The following is a 15,586-nucleotide window of genomic DNA, read 5'->3' as shown; positions in this document are numbered from 1 at the left end:
GCTCAGCTGCCGGTCGCGACGGGCCGCTTCGGGTCGTTCGACCACTGCGACCAGGAACCCGGATACAGCGCCGCGTCGATGCCGACGACGGCCAGCGCCGCCACCTGGTGGGCCGCGGTGACGCCGGAGCCGCAGTACACCGCGACCGGTTCGGCGGTGAATCCGGCGAAGCGGTCACGCAATTCGGCCGGGTCGCGGAAATGTCCGTTGGCGTCCAGGTTTTCGGCGGTGGGGGCGCTGATGGCGCCGGGGATGTGCCCTGCGCGCGGATCGATCGGCTCGACCTCGCCGCGGTAGCGCTCGCCCGCGCGGGCGTCGAGCAGCACGCCGCGCCAGCGGGCGGCCGCGTCGGCATCGATGACCTTCAGGTGGCCCGGGCTGAGCTCGACATCGCCGGGTTCCGGGTCCGGTTCGGTGCCGGTGGCGAGTTCGCCGCCCGCGTTGGTCCAGCCGGGCAGTCCACCGTCGAGGATGCGCACGTCGGCGATGCCCGCCCAGCGCAGCAGCCACCAGGCGCGGGCGGCCGCCATGCCGCCGGTCGCGTCGTAGACGACCACCGGATCGTCCTGGCAGATGCCCCAACTGCGCGCACACTTCTGCAGCTGCCCGATATCCGGCAGCGGGTGCCTGCCGCGGGTGGGCGACGGCGGCGCGGCCAGCTCGGTTTCCATGTCGACGAACACCGCGCCGGGGATGTGGCCGTTCAGATAATGTTGCGGGCCGTCCGGGTCCCCCAGCGCCCATCGAACATCCAGCAGGCGAACCCGCTTGTCCGACAACACTTCCCGAAGCTCTTCCGGCGAGATCAGTACCGCGCTCAACCCAGCTCCTAGTCCAGTAATCGCACCCTCGCGCACCGAATACCCCTCAGACTACGCATCTGAACTGGGCAATGTGGCTGCACCCCAGCGCTACTCACCGGTAGGACGGCGCGGGTACGGCGTGTCGTCGTAGGCCCTGTGCCGAAGTCCGGCCGGATGGGACGTCGGCACAGGGCCTAGTGGCGACTGTTCGGCAATTCGGTCCAGTTTCGGCCGACTGGCCCGTGACGGAGCAGTCCAGTTACCGGCAGTATCGCCACAATGTCGAACCTTTCCCCGGCCACCGAGGCACCCGCCGAGCTGGACACAGAGCCTGCGGTTCCGAAGGTGGGGCTCGCCCAGCCACTCGGTGCCGGCGCGGTCACCGCACTGGTGGGTTTCACCAGCGCGTTCGCCGTGGTGCTCAGCGGACTGACCGCAGTAGGTGCGAACGCGGCACAGGCGGCGTCGGGACTGCTCGCGGTCTGCGTGACGCAGGCGATCGGCATGATGCTGTTGAGTTACCGGTATCGGATGCCGATCACGCTGGCCTGGTCCACGCCCGGCGCCGCGCTGCTGGCGAGCACGGGTGCGGTGGTCGGCGGCTGGCCCGCCGCGGTCGGTGCGTTCGTGATCGCGGGGGTGTTGATCGTGATCACCGGCCTGTGGCAGCGGCTGGGGAATCTGGTCGCCGCGATCCCGGTGGAGATCGCGCAGGCCATGCTGGCCGGGGTGCTGCTGCCGCTGTGCCTGGCACCGGTGCAGGCGATACGGTCCAGTCCGGCGGTGGTGGTGCCGGTGATCCTGGTGTGGCTGGTACTGCAACGGGTGGCCAAACGGTGGGCGGTGATCGCGGCGTTCGCCACGGCGGCGATCGGGTCGGGCATCAGTATCGCGGTGCAGCACAAGCATCTCGACTTCGCCGCGATGGTGCCATCGGTGGAACTGACACTGCCGCACTGGAATTGGCAGGCGATGATCGGTGTGGCGATCCCGCTGTACATCGTCACCATGGCGTCGCAGAACATTCCGGGGACCGCGGTGATGAAATCCTTCGACTACCAGATTCCGTGGCGGGCGGCCATGACCGTTACCGGAATCGGCACCATTGTCGGCGCGCCCGCGGGTGGTCACGCCATCAATCTGGCCGCGATCAGTGCCGCACTCTCGGCTGCGCCCTCGGCCCATCCCGATCCGAAGAAGCGGTGGACCGCAGCCTTCACCGCGGGCGCTATTTATCTGGTGCTTGCTCTGGGCTCAGCGGCTCTGGTTACCTTCATCGCCACCGCACCGAAGGGAGTGCTGGAAACCGTTGCGGGCCTTGCCTTGCTGGCCACGCTGGCGGCCGCGTTGACCGGCGCGCTCGCCTCCGAAAAACATCGCGAAGCAGGCATCGTCACCTTCTTGATCGCCGCATCCGGTGTCGGTTTCCTCGGTGTCGGCGCCGCTTTCTGGGCACTTATCGCGGGACTGGTAGTTCGCAAGGTCCTCAGTCACCGCACCTGACAGTCCGCACTCGGCGAGTGGCACATGGTGGTGGCAAACGTCGAGAAGGGTCTCCGTGGTGTGCCACTCACGGCGGTCGCCGTCAGGCGGGAGCCGGGGAGGGCATGTCGTGGCGTGGTTCGGCGATGGCTGGAGGTTCGGGGGTGGCCGAGGGTTCGGTGCCGGCCTGAGGTGCGGCGGCTTCGGTTTTGCCTCGGGCGAATACGCCGAGCCTGGTGTGGTTGAAGAGCACGTTGAGGGTGAATGATGTTGCGGCGCCCAGGGTTATGCCGCTGGTGAGCAGGATCTGGGCGGCGGAGGGGAAATGGACGAACATGTCCTTCGCCATGACCGGCAGCAGTCCGACGCCGAGTGCGGTGGCGACGATGGTGGCGTTGACCCGGTCGGCGAGATCCGCTTTACGCAGGGTGTCGATGCCGACGATCGCAATGGTGGCGAACAGCACCAGCCCGACCCCGCCGACCACCGGTTCGGGAATCGCGGCCACGATCGCGCCGAAGCGCGGCATCAGCCCGAGCACCACCAGGATGACCCCGCTGGTGGCGGTGACGTAGCGGCTGAAGACCCGGGTTGCCGCGACGGCCCCGACATTCTGGTTGAAGATCGTGTCCACGAAAGAGGTGAACACCCCGCCGAGCCCGCCGGACAGTCCGTCACCGACCAGCCCGCGGGCCAAATCGCCCTTGCCGATCGGTTTTCCGGTGATCTCACTGATCGCCAGCATGCTCGCCGTCGACTCCGCGAACACCACCGCCATCACCACGCTCATCGCGACCACCCCGGTGATCGGGAACTCCGGCGCGCCGAAGTGGAACGGTTTCGGCGGACCCACCCAGTCGGCCCCCGCGATACCGTCGGTGTCGATCAGGCCCATCGGGATCGCGATGGCAATGCCGACCACCAAGCCGATCAGCACCCCGAGCTGGGCGACCATGCCGCGGCCGAGGCACAGGAAACCGACGGCGATCAGGAAGACGACGGCCGCGAGACCGATATGCGACGGCGCGGCGAACGTAGGCGACTTCGCATCATTGCCGATGATCAACCCACCGGCCACCCCGATCAGCGAGACACCGACCACGGTGAGCACGGTCCCGGTGACCAGCGGCGGAAAGAACCGCACCAGGCGGGCGAACGGCACCGCCAGCGCCACGCCGACCACACCACCGATCATCATCGACCCGTACACCGCCGGGAGCCCGTACTCCTTGGCGATCAGAATCATCGGATCGAGGCCGATGAAGGTGGCACCGCAGATGATGGGCAGCCGCGCACCCGCGAGCTTGCCGACCCCGAGGCTCTGCACCAGCGTGATCACCCCCGCGATCAGCAGATCCGCGCTGATCAGCAGGCCGATAGTGGCCCGGTCGAGCCCGGCGGCCGCCCCGAACACCAGCGGCACCGTGATACAGCCGGTGTACATGATCAGCACGTGCTGGACGCCGAAGGTGAGCTGCCGCCCGAACGGCAACCTGGTATCGACGGCATGGGTTCCCTCTGCCATACCTATAGAACTAGCCGGTCTTCTTTACGTCGAGCGCCCGCAATGTTTCCCCCGCGTGACATCACACCTGAACGCTCGGGCGGCTCAGCCTTGCAGGGCGGCTTGGAAGCGGCGCATGCCGTCCAGCCAGCGGTCGTAGTCGGTGCCCTTGTGGCGGTACATCTTCAGTACCTCGGGGTGCGGCAGGATGAGGAAGTGCTCGGCCGCGACGCCGGTGACGATGATTTCGGCGACCTGGTCCGGGGAGAGCACTGCCCCAGCGGTTTTCACGGCTTTCACGGCGAGTTCGGCGTCCGCAGCGTGCTCCCCGGGGACGAAGCCGGTGTGCAGGAGTTGGGTGTCCACGCCCATCGGGCAGACGCAGCTGACTCGAATGCCCTTGTCGCCGTAGGTGACCGAGAGCCACTCGGCGAATCCGACGGCGGCGTGCTTGGACACCGAGTAGGGCGCGGAGCCGAGTTGGGTGAGCAGGCCCGCTGCCGACGCGGTGGACACGAAGTAGCCGGTGCCGCGCGCCAGCCAGCCGGGTACCAGCAGTCGAGCGGCGCGGACATGGGCGAGCACATTGACCTCCAGCGCCGCCGACCACTGGGCGTCGGTGCTGTCCAGCCCCGCACCACCGGCGATGCCCGCATTCGCGAAATAGAGGTCCACTGGGCCGAATTCGGCCTCGGCGCGATCGATCAGTCCGCGGATCACCTGGTCGTCGGCGACGTCCCCGCCGACCGCGACCGCAGCGGCACCGAGGGACTCGGCAACCTGGGTCACCGAGTCGGCATCGAGGTCGGCGAGCACCACACGCGCTCCGTCGGCAACCAGCCTGCGTGCCAAGGCCGCACCGATTCCCGCGCCGGCCCCCGTGACTATCGCAACCTTGCCCGAAATCTCCATTCCCGCACCCTAGCGGGGGTCACACCGGCTCGCGTGCGGTTAGTTGCCCCGCGATAGTCGATGCAGCAGCGGCGCGGTGCGCGGGCCGACCAGCTCCCGCATCACCAACGCCATATTGGTGCGCTCCACGCCGGGAATCTTCAATATCTGACCGGCGATTCGGTACAGGTCGTCGGCGTCCCTGGCGACCACCCGCACCGTCAGATCGGTGAGCCCGGTCATGCCGCACACCTCGGTCACCTCGGGCACCTCGGCGAGTTCGTCTACGACGGAGTCCAATTGGTGCTGATCGACGACCACCGCGACGAACGCGGCCAGCGGATAGCCCAGTGCGCGCGGCTGCACCCGGCGCTCGAAACTGCCGAGCACCCCGCCCGCCTCCCAGCGCGACAACCGCGCCTGCACGGTATTGCGTGACAGTCCGAGCCGCGCGGCCAGTTCGACGCCGGTGGCTCTCGGGTTGGCGACCAGTTCCAGCAAGAGTCTGGCGTCGGTGGCGTCCAAGGTCACGTCGACGTTTTCTCTGGTCATACGACGCAGTATGACATCGGCGCGCCGGTAAGAATTGAGCATTATGCGTATTCGCGTGTCGATCACTTGCGCACATCGCATTATCGTGGATGCTGTGAGGTAGAGCACACCTGCCTGATGAGGAGGCGGTCACGATGCCAGACAAGATCGAGTACCCGGTTCAATTGGTCCAGCCCGACGGTCGCCGTGTGCTCGATCGAGAGCACGCGGCACTGGTCGCCGACGTCGGGCCCGAACAGCTACGTGCGCTCTATCAGGACATGGTGGTCACCCGCCGCATCGACACCGAGGCGACCGCCTTGCAGCGGCAGGGTCAGCTCGGCCTATGGGCTCCGCTGCTCGGCCAAGAGGCCACTCAGGTCGGTTCCGCGCACGCCCTGCACCCGGACGACTACGTGTTCTGTAGTTACCGCGAGGCCGCCGTCGCCTACTGCCGCGGCGTGCACCCCACCGAGATCACCCGGTTGTGGCGCGGCGTCGCGCACTCCTGCTGGGATCCGAACGCGGTCAACATGACCAACCCGAACATCATCGTCGGCTCGCAGGGCTTGCACGCCACCGGTTATGCCTACGCCGCGCACCTGGACGGCGCCGAGATCGCGACCATCGCCTACTTCGGCGACGGCGCGAGCAGCCAGGGCGACATCGCCGAGGCGCTCGGTTTCGCCGCGAGCTGGAGCGCGCCGGTGGTGTTCCTGTGCCAGAACAATCACTGGGCGATCAGCGAGCCGGTCCGGGTGCAGAGTCAGACGCCGATCGTGCGGCGGTCCTACGGTTACGGCATCCCCGGCGTGCAGGTCGACGGCAACGACGTGCTCGCGGTGCTGGCCGTGACGCGGCAGGCCGTGGCGCGCGCCCGCTCCGGCGGCGGCCCGTCCTTCATCGAGGCGCTCACCTACCGCATGGGCCCGCACACCACCGCCGACGACCCCACCCGCTACCGCTCGTCCGCGGAGACCGAGCAGTGGGCCCGCCGCGATCCGATCGACCGGCTACGCAGGCTGCTGGAGCGCGAGTCGCTGTTCGACTACCCGTTCCAGCGCGAGGTCGCCGAGCGCGCCGACGAGGTCGCCCGGCAGGTGCGCACCTCCACCATCGAGATGCCGAACCCCGGGCCGATGGACCTGTTCGAGCATGTCTATGCCACCCCGCATGCGCTCATCACCGAGGAGCGACGGGAGTACGCGCAGTACTTGGCTGGCGATCCCAGCGAGGCTGCCGCGAGACCGGAAGGAGTCCCTTCGTGATCACTACTTTCGCAGGCGCGCTGAACACCGGACTGCGTCGCGCACTGGAGGACGACCCCAAGGTCGTGCTCATGGGCGAGGACATCGGCCGCCTCGGCGGCGTCTTCCGGGTGACCGACGCCTTACAGAAGGACTTCGGCAACAACCGGGTCATCGACACGCCGCTGGCCGAATCCGGCATCGTGGGAACGGCTTTCGGCATGGCGCTGCGCGGCTACCGGCCGGTGTGTGAAATCCAGTTCGACGGGTTCGTCTACCCCGCCTTCGACCAGATCGTCTCGCACGTGGCCAAGATCCACTACCGGACGCAGGGAAAGGTGCACGCGCCCATCACGATTCGCATTCCGTTCGGCGGCGGCATCGGTTCGGTGGAGCATCATTCGGAATCACCGGAAGCCTATTTCGCGCACACCGCGGGGCTGCGGGTGATGACGCCGAGCAACCCCGCCGACGCGTATCTGATGATCCGCCAAGCGATCGCGCTGGACGACCCGGTGATCTTCTTCGAACCCAAGCGGCGCTACTGGGACAAGGCCGACGTCGACTTCCTCGCACTCGACCGCGACGGTGCGCTGCCGGCCGACCGCGCCAGGGTGTGCGCCACCGGCACCGACGCCACCGTCGTCGCCTACGGCGGCACCGTGGCCACCGCGCTGTCCGCCGCGAAAATCGCTGGTGAAGAGGGACATTCGCTGGAGGTGATCGATCTGCGTAGTCTCTCGCCGATCGATTTCGACACCATCGAGGAGTCGGTGACCAAGACCGGCAGGCTGGTCATCACCCATGAGGCCCCCGTTTTCGCCGGGCTCGGCGCGGAGATCGCCGCGCGGATCACCGAACGCTGCTTCTACCACTTGGAGGCGCCGGTGTTGCGCGTCGGCGGGTTCGACATTCCGTATCCCCCGGCCAAGCTCGAAAAGTTCCACCTGCCCGACCCGGACCGCATCCTCGCCGCGGTCGATCGAACCCTCGCCGCCTGACGCCGGTCCACCCGTAGTGAAAGGTGTGCACGTGGAAGATCGCGACAGCCAGCCGGGCAACGTCCTGGAATTCCGGCTCCCCGACCTAGGCGAAGGGCTGGCCGACGCCGAATTGGTGTCCTGGTCGGTCGAGGTCGGCGACGCGGTGGAACTGAATCAGACCATCGCCGAGGTGGAGACGGCGAAGGCGGTGGTCGCGCTGCCGTCGCCGTTCGCCGGGCGGGTGGTGGAGTTGCTCGCGCAACCGGGGGAGACGGTGCTCGTCGGGGCGCCGTTGATCCGCGTGCAGAACGACGAGGCGGACGCCGCGCCGGAGCAGGCAGGCGCGAACGGTGCCGAGGTGTCGAGCGACGCACCCGGTGCGGGCCGGACGGCGGTGCTGGTGGGTTATGGGCCGGAGGGTGAAGCGGTGTCGAGGCGCCGTCGGCCCGTTGCCGCTGTCCCAGAGGCGGATTCGCGGCAAGGTCCGAACGGTGCGCCAGCGGAGAATCGGCAAGAGGTTGCGCCGGAGGGCGAATCCGTTGACGCGCCAGCAGATTCGACCGAATCGGTTGACGCGCAATCGCGGGATACCACGACCGATGATGCGCGGGACTCCGAAGACGATGCCGCAGAGGCCTTATCGGACGGCACCAGGCCGCAACTGACCACCACAAGGGCCGCTGCCACGCCTGCCGCCCGCAAGCTGGCGCGCGAATTGGGTATCGATCTGTGGTTCGTCGCGGGCTCCGGGCCCGGCGGTGCGGTCACCGTCGAGGACGTACGCGGTGCGGTCCCGGTATCGCAACCGCGCACATCGGCGCGTCCACCGCAGCCGGCTGCCGCCACCGATAACGGCGAGCCGGCCCGTGAGGTTCGCACACCGATCAGCGGCGTCCGCAAGCGCACGGCGGCGGCCATGGTGACGAGTGCCCGCACCATCCCGCAGGCGAGCACCTTCGTCACCCTCGACTGCACCGCCTCGATGGAGCTGATCGACCACCTGCGCAGCACCAAAGCCTTTGCCGGGCTGACGCTTACCCCGCTCGCGCTGGTCGCGAAATCGGCGCTGGCCGCCTTGCGGGAGTTCCCCGGCATCAACACCTACTGGGACGAGGCGAATCAGGAGATCGTCACCAAGCACTACGTGAACCTCGGGTTAGCGGTGGCCACCGAGCGCGGCCTGCTGGTGCCCAACATCAAGGACGCGCACTCGCTGAGCCTGCGCGACCTCACCCGGGAGATCGGCTGGCTGGCCGAGACCGCGCGATCGGGCGGCGCGAGCCCGGCCGACCTGCGCGGCGGCACCTTCACCATCACCAATGTGGGAGTGTTCGGCGTGGACACCGGCGTGCCGCTGGTCAACCCCGGCGAGGCGGCCATCCTGTGCCTGGGCTCGATCCGCAAGCGGCCGTGGGTGTTCCGCGACGAACTCGCGATCCGCTCGGTCACCACCCTCGGCATCAGCTTCGATCACCGCATGATCGACGGCGAACTCGCCTCCCGCTTCCTCGCCACCGTCGCGAGCCTGCTCGAGGATCCGCTCACCCTGCTGAGCCGGATCTAGCCGCACACCTTCTGATTTCCCGCATATCGAATCGCATGCGATTTCGTGTGCGGGAAATCAGAAAGTGTGCGGCTCGGGGGTTAGGCGTCGGTGACGAGGGTGGTGGCGGCGGTGCGGATTACGGCGGGGATCTCTACGGGTTTGCGGGTTTCGGCGTCTACGTAGACGTGGACGAAGGTGCCGGTGGCGGCTAGTTCGAGGTCGTTGTCGACCTCGCGGAAGATGGCCAGGTCGTAGGTGATGCTGGAGCGGCCGAGGCGGGAGATGCGCAGGCCGATCTGCAGCTGGTCCGGGAAACTCAGGGAGCCGACGTATTGGCAGGAGGTCTGCGCGACGACGCCGAGGGCGGGCAGCTCGCGGATGTCGGTGCCGGTGGCGTGCATCAGCCACGCGTTGACCGCGGTGTCGAAGTACGAGTAGTACGTCACGTTGTTCACGTGGCCGTAGTGGTCGTTGTCCGCCCAGCGGGTCGGCATCGGCCAGAGGACCGGATACTGCTGCGTCACCCGGCCGACGATAGCTCAGCCGGGGCGGCGCCCTGCCGGTGGTCGCGCGGGCTGACGCCGAACTGGCGTTTGAAGGCGGTGCTCAGGGCGAAGGCGCTGCCGTAACCGACCTGGCGGGCAATGGCTTCGATGGTGGCGTCGGATTCGGCGAGCAGGTCGGCGGCCAGCGCGAGCCGCCATTCGGTGAGGAAAGACATGGGTGGCTCGCCGACCAGGTCGGTGAAGCGGCGGGCCAGCGCGGCCCTGGACACCCCGACCGCCTCGGCCAGGCCGGCCACGGTCCAGCCGTGCGCCGGATTGTGTTGCAGCAGCCGCAGCGCCTTGCCGACCAGCGGGTCGCTGTAGGCGTGGTACCAGGCGGGCGCGTCGTTTCGCGCGAACCAGGCGCGCAGCGCGGCGATCAGCACCATGTCCAGCAGCCGGTCGAGCACGGCCCCTTGCGCGGGCTCGTCCTTGACGGCCTCGTCGACCAGGATGTCGAGCAGCCGGGTGTCGAAGTCGCCGCGCTGCAGCACGATGAGCGGCGGCAGCGCGCGCAGCAGGCGCTGGCTGGCCGCGCCCGCCGACTCGTAGGTGCCGGTGACGATCATGGTCGCGCCGTCGGCGTCGGTGCCCCACTGGCGTACGCCGAGACTCAATGTCTCGCAGAGGATTTCGCCGTCGGGCGTCTTTGTCACATTGCCCGGATGGATGATCACCTGCGGCTCGGTGGCCGGGTCGTCGGCGACGGTGTAGTGATCGGGCCCGCGGAAGATCGCGACATCGCCTTCGCTCAACTGCCGCGGCTTGTGCTTGTCCAGCATGACCCAGGCATCGCCGCGCACCATCGACACCACGGCGAGCGGGGCCTCGTCCTGAATGCGCAGCGACCACGGCGGTTTCAGCAACGAGCACATCAGAAAGGCGCCTCGGGCACGTGGGCCTTCGAGCAGACTGGCAAGCGCATCCACGCCCCCAAGAGTAGACGATGACGCATGGTTGTGAGCCGCTGAACTATGTTTCGTCTCGGCTGCGCACGGTGTACTTCAACCATGACAAACAGCACCACAAACCAGCACCGCATCCTCGTCACCGGCGGCACCGGCAAGACCGGCAGCCGGGTCGCGACTCGACTCACCCAGGCGGGCCACCCGGTCCGGATCGGCTCACGCTCGGCGGACACCCCGTTCAGCTGGGAGGACCGCGCGACCTGGCCCGCGGCGCTGGCCGGCGTGCACACCGTCTACGTCGCCTACCAGCCCGATCTCGCGGTGCCCGGCGCGCCCGACGCGATCCGCGCGTTCACCGCCGCGGCGGTGCAGAGCGGGGTGCGCCGGCTCGTGCTGCTGTCCGGCCGCGGCGAGCCGGAGGCGGTGGAGTGCGAGGAGATCGTGCAGGAATCCGGCCTCGAATGGACCATCGTGCGGTGCAGTTTCTTCGCACAGAACTTCAGCGAGGGCGCGTTCAACGACTACATCCTGGCCGGGGAGGTCGCGATGCCCAATGGCGATGTGCCGGAACCGTTCGTGCACGCCGACGACATCGCCGAGGTCGCGGTGCGCGCGCTCACCGAGGACGGGCATCAGGGCGAGGTCTACGAACTGACCGGTCCGCGCGCACTGACCTTCGCCGAAGCCGTCGCGGAGATCGCCGCGGCGACCGGGCGCGAGATCGCGTTCATCCCGGTCTCCCGCACGGATTTCGTTGCGGCCCTGACCGAATACCAGGTGCCCGCCGATGCGGTGAGCCTGCTCGACTACCTGTTCGGCACGATCCTGGACGGCCGGAACGCGAAGACCGCGGACGGTGTGCGCCGCGCTCTGGGCCGGGAGGCCAAGGATTTCACCGAGTACGCACGGGAGACAGCCGCGACGGGAATCTGGAACATCCAGGGCTAGTGCATGGTTGAAAGAGGTAGAGGCTGTGCAGACAACCCCGTGGAACCGGATCGCAGCGTCGCGATCCGGTTTCCGGACCGGCGGGCCGACGATGTCTCGCCCCGGATGCCGCGCGGTGGGGACGGCCTCTTGTCGATACCGAGGGGGTGGGCAAACACCGCACTGTGATCGGTACCGTCGAAACTGTGCTGACTCCGACGGCCGATCGACCGACCCGCGTGGCCCGCGTCGCCGTGTTCACGGTGTTCGGCTTGAACGGGTTCCTGCTGGCCATGTGGGTCGTGCATATTCCACTGATCACCGATCGCACTGGTGTCGCGAAGTCGACGCTGGGGATGTTCATCCTGCTGATGGCCGGGGCCGGCATCGTGGGCATGCGCATCACCGGCCCGCTCGCGGACCGGTTCGGTAGCCGGACACTGGTTGCCGCCGCCGCGATCATCATGTCGGCGGCGGTGATCGGGCCGGGACTTGCGACCGGTCCGATCAGCCTGGCGATCGCGTTGGCCTGCTTCGGTTTCGGCAACGGCGCGCTGGACGTGTCGATGAATACCCAAGCGGTGCACGTGGAACGGGCGTACGGGCGCCCGATCATGGGGGCGTTCCATGCACTGTTCTCCGGTGGCGGGTTGCTCGGTTCGCTGCTCGGCGCGGCGACCCTGCGGGCCGGTTGGGACATGCGAATGACGTTGGGGTTGGCGGCTATCGGCGGCGTGGCACTGACCCTTGCGGTGCTGCCGCGACTGCTCCGCGACACCGATACGGCACGGGCGGCGGAACGCGCTACCGATTCACCGATCCTCAACGAGACCGTCGGCGACTACTTGCCGCACACGGCCGAGCTCGACCCGCCCGTCGCGAAGGACACCCAGTCCGGCCAGTCGGACGCTGAGCACGACCAGCGCGAGCACAGACGAAAAGTACTGGCCCTCGCCGTGATCGCATTCTCAGTCCTGCTCGCCGAGGGCGTGGCCGGCGACTGGAGCACGCTGCAACTCCGCGAACATCTCGGCGCCGACGCGGCCACCGCGGCCCTGGCCTTCGGCGCCTTCTCCGTCACGATGACCGCAGGCCGACTGGCCGCCGATCGGGTGAGCGGCGTCTTCGGCCGGGTCGCCGTGGTCCGCTACGGCATGCTGCTCTCCGCACTCGGCCTCGCCCTGATCATGGTTTCCCCATGGATCCCGCTGACCCTGTCCGGCTGGGCGCTGATGGGTCTCGGCCTGTCCGGCAGCGTCCCCCAGATCTTCACCGCGGCAGGCAATCTCGGCTCCGACAAGGCCGCGACCGACATGTCCCGGGTTTTCAGTATCGGCTACCTGGGCCTGCTCGCCGGCCCCGCGGTGATCGGCTGGCTCACCGCGGTGATCCCGCTGACCGCCGCGCTGGCCGTTCCGCTGATCGCGGTGCTGGTGTGCTGCCGTTATGCCGGAGTCGTCGCGCCGGAGCCGACCGACCGGCTACGTCGGTGACACCAGGCACAGCGTGAGCGGGTCCGGTTTCGGGTAGACGATGGCCTCGTCCTCCGTGGACGTCGCGCCACACGCGGATTTATCCGCGCTGCCACGGATGATGCGCCCGATTTTGAAGTCGGCCGTGCTCGTGCAGGCGACCTTGGTACTGGCGGAGAGAACGCCGCTCTCGATGCAGTCGCCTTCCTTCACATTGAGGCGAAGGCAGAGCGTGTACCCATTCCGGCCGGTCTGGTAATAGCTGGCGTATTGCTTGGTGGGGCAGTCTTTGTCGGCACCGTCGATGCGTTGCGCCACGACATAATTCGCTTCGGCGTCCGAGCAATTCTTGGTGGCGAACTCGGCCTTGTACGTCGATCCCGACAGTTTCGCGCACTCGCCGACGTCGACCTTGTCGCCATCGGCGGCGAGCACGGTCCGAATACCGAACACGACGAGTCCGGCCACCACGAATACTGTGATGAAGGCGATCACCTTGCTGAGACCGCTGCGACCGCGTGGACGCTGCGGCGGTGGACCGGGCGGGAAACCGGGCTGACCGGGCGGCGGAAAGCCCGGCGGCGGAAAACCGTTGCCGGGCGGTGGGAAACCCTGCGGCGGCGCAAACCCATTGTTGGGTGGGGGAAACCCCTGCGGCGGCGGATAGGCCGGACCGTAGCCCGGCTGCGGCGGCGGATAACCCGGTGCGCCGCCCGGCGCTCCCGGATAACCCGGCGGGCCGCCGTAACCCTGTCCTGGATTGTGATAGTTGGGCGGTGGCGTGGTCATGGATTTCCCCTCCCCAGGGTTCAAGCAATTTCACCGTGTGCCGGCGAACGAACTCCCAGAATCTAGCGGATAACCCGAGAATCTGTGCGCTCGGTAACGAGCGCCTAACGCATCACAGGTAAAGACCGGAATTCCTGGGATCTTCCCGGACCGATTGAATCCGGGTGTCCCCGTCGCGCAACGCCACCAATTCCGCCAAGGTCGCACCGTCCGGGCAGGCGGCATCGGCCGGGGTATCGGGATGCCGTTCCTTGGCGAGCCAGGCCGCCGACTCGGCGGGCGACAGCCGGCCGACTTCGAGCTGCGCCAGACAACGGCCCGGCCGGGTGACCGCCGGGTGCAGCCGGGACAGATCCTCGTTGGTGGTGATCGCGACCAGGACATCCCTGCCCTGGCCGAGCATCCCGTCGGTCAGGTTGAGCAGTCGCGAAAGGCCCTGCCCCGCCGTCTCTTTCGCCTCGCCCCGGATCAGCTCGTCGCAGTCCTCCAGCACCAGCATGCGCCAGCGTTTGGTCTCGTCGTCGCCGTCGACGCCCGCCGCCACGTCCATCAGGTAGCCCGGCTTGCCGAACATCACCTCGGGATCGAGCACGCAGTCGAACTGGCACCACGGCGCCCACGCCCGCGCGAGCGCCCGCAGCGCGGTGGTCTTTCCGGTCCCCGGCGGTCCGTGCAGCAACACCAGGCGGCCGCGCACATCCGCTGCGGTCAATGCCATCAGCCGGTCCAAGGCGCCCGCGACGGCACCGGGGTAGTTGCCGCGGATCGCGGACCACTCCGGCGCCGAGATGCTGTGCCCACGACGCTGCGGCCCATGGCCACTCATGTGCCAGAAGCCCATCTCGATGGTCTCGCCCACCTCGGGCTGCGCGGCCGCGCCTTTGATCGACTCGGCGAGCACCGCGGCGGCCAGTTCGTCGGTCTCGGCGGTGACCTCGACCATCGCCGACCCACCCGACCACCGGATCGCGCGCAACGACCAGCCCGCGCCGACCACCAGGGCCGCACTGCTGTCGTCGTCCTGCACCGAGCGCACCACCCGGCCGTGCGCGGGGCGCAGCAGCGCTTCGGGGTTGATCCGCTCGAACCGTGCGATGTGCGCGAACGGCTGATCGCCGCGCAGGAACGGACTCACCGCGAGGGCATCGATCGTATCGCGGGTGGAGTAGGCGGAGTCGACGGTGACAGCCCACGGCAGCCGCTCGGCGGGATCGGCCGAGGGCTCACTCGGGTCGATCAACCGAAGAGGCTCATTACGTGCGGACACTCCGAGCATGATCGTGGTTACCGAGCCGCCGTGTCCAGCAAATTAAATCGCGGGCGATCACTGTCACAGCTTCCGCATGCAGATTGTCAACCGCTCCGGCGTCGAATAGACCAGGGCCCACTCCGCGGTGGTGTCCGTTCCGCACGTCATGCGATCCGTCGTGCCCCGAACGATTTTGCCCGCCCGATACTTACCGAGAGCACAGTCCGCCTTCCGGCTGATCGACCCGGGCAGGTCCTCGAAGCACTCGCCTTCGGCGGCGTTCAGGGTGAGGCACAGCCGGTAGCCGTCGAGTCCAGCACGCTGGTAGTAAGCGTAATCACCGCTGGGGCAGGCGTCGGTGGCATTGTCCACCCGCACCGCCACCCGGTAATTGGCCTGCGGGTCAACGCAATCGACCTTCTCCAGGTCGGCGTCGCTGGTGGTGCCCCATACCTTCGCGCAATCGCCCGCGGCGATCGGGTCGTCGTCGGGCGCCGAGGTCATGCTGCCCCAGAAGCCGATGACCAGGCACGCCGCGACGCCGACGACGAGCGCGGCGACGATGCCGATCCGGACCACTCGCCCCCGCTTCTTGCCTGGCGGCGTCGGCGGAACACCGAGAGCCGTTGCGCCGTAGCCGGGTTCGGTAGGCAGCCAATAGCCCTGCGACATTGTGTGGGTTCTCCTCGAATCGTCTCGGCAGAATCTA

15 protein-coding genes are annotated in these 15,586 nt (G+C 68.0%); 6 read left to right on the top strand and 9 right to left on the bottom strand.

The window, feature by feature from the left end; genetic code table 11:
• Window positions 1–2 precede the first annotated feature (2 nt).
• Complete coding sequence (locus DBO33_RS07690; protein ID WP_107654404.1) at window positions 3–821, bottom strand: sulfurtransferase; 819 nt, start codon at window positions 819–821, stop codon at window positions 3–5.
• A 261-nt stretch (window positions 822–1,082) separates the two neighbouring features.
• Between DBO33_RS07690 and DBO33_RS07685 the strand changes: the two genes are divergently transcribed.
• Window positions 1,083–2,306 (top strand): benzoate/H(+) symporter BenE family transporter, encoded by a 1,224-nt coding sequence (locus DBO33_RS07685; RefSeq protein WP_107654403.1) that lies wholly within the window; start codon window positions 1,083–1,085, stop codon window positions 2,304–2,306.
• An 82-nt stretch (window positions 2,307–2,388) separates the two neighbouring features.
• On the opposite strand, the gene DBO33_RS07680 is transcribed toward DBO33_RS07685, so the two are convergent.
• The 3 genes from DBO33_RS07680 to DBO33_RS07670 form a co-directional block, all read right to left on the bottom strand.
• Window positions 2,389–3,810 carry a uracil-xanthine permease family protein gene (locus tag DBO33_RS07680; protein ID WP_107654402.1) on the bottom strand — a complete coding sequence of 474 codons (1,422 nt, stop codon included), beginning with the start codon at window positions 3,808–3,810 and terminating at the stop codon, window positions 2,389–2,391.
• Between the two features lie 84 nt (window positions 3,811–3,894).
• The gene (locus DBO33_RS07675; protein WP_107654401.1) at window positions 3,895–4,701 is read right to left on the bottom strand and encodes an SDR family oxidoreductase; all 807 of its coding nucleotides are present in this window, start codon (window positions 4,699–4,701) and stop codon (window positions 3,895–3,897) included.
• A 39-nt stretch (window positions 4,702–4,740) separates the two neighbouring features.
• Window positions 4,741–5,232, bottom strand: coding sequence for an Lrp/AsnC family transcriptional regulator (locus DBO33_RS07670; protein WP_107660062.1), 492 nt, complete (start codon window positions 5,230–5,232; stop codon window positions 4,741–4,743).
• Window positions 5,233–5,366: 134 nt separating this feature from the next.
• Here DBO33_RS07670 and pdhA point away from each other — a divergent pair, with 134 nt between their 5' ends.
• The 3 genes from pdhA to DBO33_RS07655 are packed head-to-tail and all read left to right on the top strand — an operon-like array spanning window position 5,367 to window position 9,005.
• Window positions 5,367–6,479 carry a pyruvate dehydrogenase (acetyl-transferring) E1 component subunit alpha gene (gene pdhA / locus DBO33_RS07665; protein ID WP_107654400.1) on the top strand — a complete coding sequence of 371 codons (1,113 nt, stop codon included), beginning with the start codon at window positions 5,367–5,369 and terminating at the stop codon, window positions 6,477–6,479.
• Complete coding sequence (locus DBO33_RS07660) at window positions 6,476–7,459, top strand: alpha-ketoacid dehydrogenase subunit beta (RefSeq protein ID WP_107654399.1); 984 nt, start codon at window positions 6,476–6,478, stop codon at window positions 7,457–7,459. The genes pdhA and DBO33_RS07660 overlap by 4 nt, the downstream gene beginning before the upstream one ends.
• Before the next feature lie 31 nt (window positions 7,460–7,490).
• The gene (locus tag DBO33_RS07655; RefSeq protein WP_107660061.1) at window positions 7,491–9,005 is read left to right on the top strand and encodes a dihydrolipoamide acetyltransferase family protein; all 1,515 of its coding nucleotides are present in this window, start codon (window positions 7,491–7,493) and stop codon (window positions 9,003–9,005) included.
• Window positions 9,006–9,085: 80 nt separating this feature from the next.
• Here the strand turns inward: DBO33_RS07655 and DBO33_RS07650 are convergent, their stop codons facing one another.
• Together DBO33_RS07650 and DBO33_RS07645 are read right to left on the bottom strand one after the other, a co-directional pair.
• Window positions 9,086–9,481, bottom strand: coding sequence for an acyl-CoA thioesterase (locus tag DBO33_RS07650; RefSeq protein WP_107660060.1), 396 nt, complete (start codon window positions 9,479–9,481; stop codon window positions 9,086–9,088).
• Between the two features lie 26 nt (window positions 9,482–9,507).
• Window positions 9,508–10,461, bottom strand: a complete 954-nt coding sequence (locus DBO33_RS07645; RefSeq protein WP_107654398.1) for an AraC family transcriptional regulator — start codon at window positions 10,459–10,461, stop codon at window positions 9,508–9,510.
• Window positions 10,462–10,542: 81 nt separating this feature from the next.
• Here DBO33_RS07645 and DBO33_RS07640 point away from each other — a divergent pair, with 81 nt between their 5' ends.
• Complete coding sequence (locus tag DBO33_RS07640; RefSeq protein WP_107654397.1) at window positions 10,543–11,388, top strand: SDR family oxidoreductase; 846 nt, start codon at window positions 10,543–10,545, stop codon at window positions 11,386–11,388.
• A 185-nt stretch (window positions 11,389–11,573) separates the two neighbouring features.
• Window positions 11,574–12,860 (top strand): MFS transporter, encoded by a 1,287-nt coding sequence (locus DBO33_RS07635; RefSeq protein ID WP_234390729.1) that lies wholly within the window; start codon window positions 11,574–11,576, stop codon window positions 12,858–12,860.
• Here the strand turns inward: DBO33_RS07635 and DBO33_RS42610 are convergent.
• From DBO33_RS42610 to DBO33_RS07620, 3 genes are all read right to left on the bottom strand, one after another.
• Window positions 12,849–13,628: an LppU/SCO3897 family protein gene (locus tag DBO33_RS42610; protein ID WP_159080144.1), complete on the bottom strand. Its 780-nt coding sequence runs from the start codon at window positions 13,626–13,628 to the stop codon at window positions 12,849–12,851. The genes DBO33_RS07635 and DBO33_RS42610 overlap by 12 nt on opposite strands.
• 112 nt (window positions 13,629–13,740) lie before the next feature.
• Window positions 13,741–14,868, bottom strand: coding sequence for a DUF5925 domain-containing protein (locus tag DBO33_RS07625; protein WP_107654395.1), 1,128 nt, complete (start codon window positions 14,866–14,868; stop codon window positions 13,741–13,743).
• Window positions 14,869–14,958: 90 nt separating this feature from the next.
• Complete coding sequence (locus DBO33_RS07620; protein WP_107654394.1) at window positions 14,959–15,549, bottom strand: LppU/SCO3897 family protein; 591 nt, start codon at window positions 15,547–15,549, stop codon at window positions 14,959–14,961.
• Between the last annotated feature and the right edge of the window lie 37 nt (window positions 15,550–15,586).

Source organism: Nocardia suismassiliense, assembly GCF_900269665.1.
GTDB classification, from domain to species: domain Bacteria; phylum Actinomycetota; class Actinomycetes; order Mycobacteriales; family Mycobacteriaceae; genus Nocardia; species Nocardia suismassiliense.
Note: the sequence above shows the minus strand (reverse complement) of the source record. Positions and strands in the feature narration are given on the sequence as shown.

Coding starts and splice junctions, on each gene's coding strand:
- DBO33_RS07675 (WP_107654401.1), bottom strand. CDS start 4,701: ATGGAGATTTCGGGCAAGGTTGCGATAGTCACGGGGGCCGGCGCGGGA.
- DBO33_RS07670 (WP_107660062.1), bottom strand. CDS start 5,232: ATGACCAGAGAAAACGTCGACGTGACCTTGGACGCCACCGACGCCAGA.
- DBO33_RS42610 (WP_159080144.1), bottom strand. CDS start 13,628: ATGACCACGCCACCGCCCAACTATCACAATCCAGGACAGGGTTACGGC.
- DBO33_RS07685 (WP_107654403.1), top strand. CDS start 1,083: ATGTCGAACCTTTCCCCGGCCACCGAGGCACCCGCCGAGCTGGACACA.
- DBO33_RS07620 (WP_107654394.1), bottom strand. CDS start 15,549: ATGTCGCAGGGCTATTGGCTGCCTACCGAACCCGGCTACGGCGCAACG.
- DBO33_RS07640 (WP_107654397.1), top strand. CDS start 10,543: ATGACAAACAGCACCACAAACCAGCACCGCATCCTCGTCACCGGCGGC.
- pdhA (WP_107654400.1), top strand. CDS start 5,367: ATGCCAGACAAGATCGAGTACCCGGTTCAATTGGTCCAGCCCGACGGT.
- DBO33_RS07680 (WP_107654402.1), bottom strand. CDS start 3,810: ATGGCAGAGGGAACCCATGCCGTCGATACCAGGTTGCCGTTCGGGCGG.
- DBO33_RS07650 (WP_107660060.1), bottom strand. CDS start 9,481: ATGCCGACCCGCTGGGCGGACAACGACCACTACGGCCACGTGAACAAC.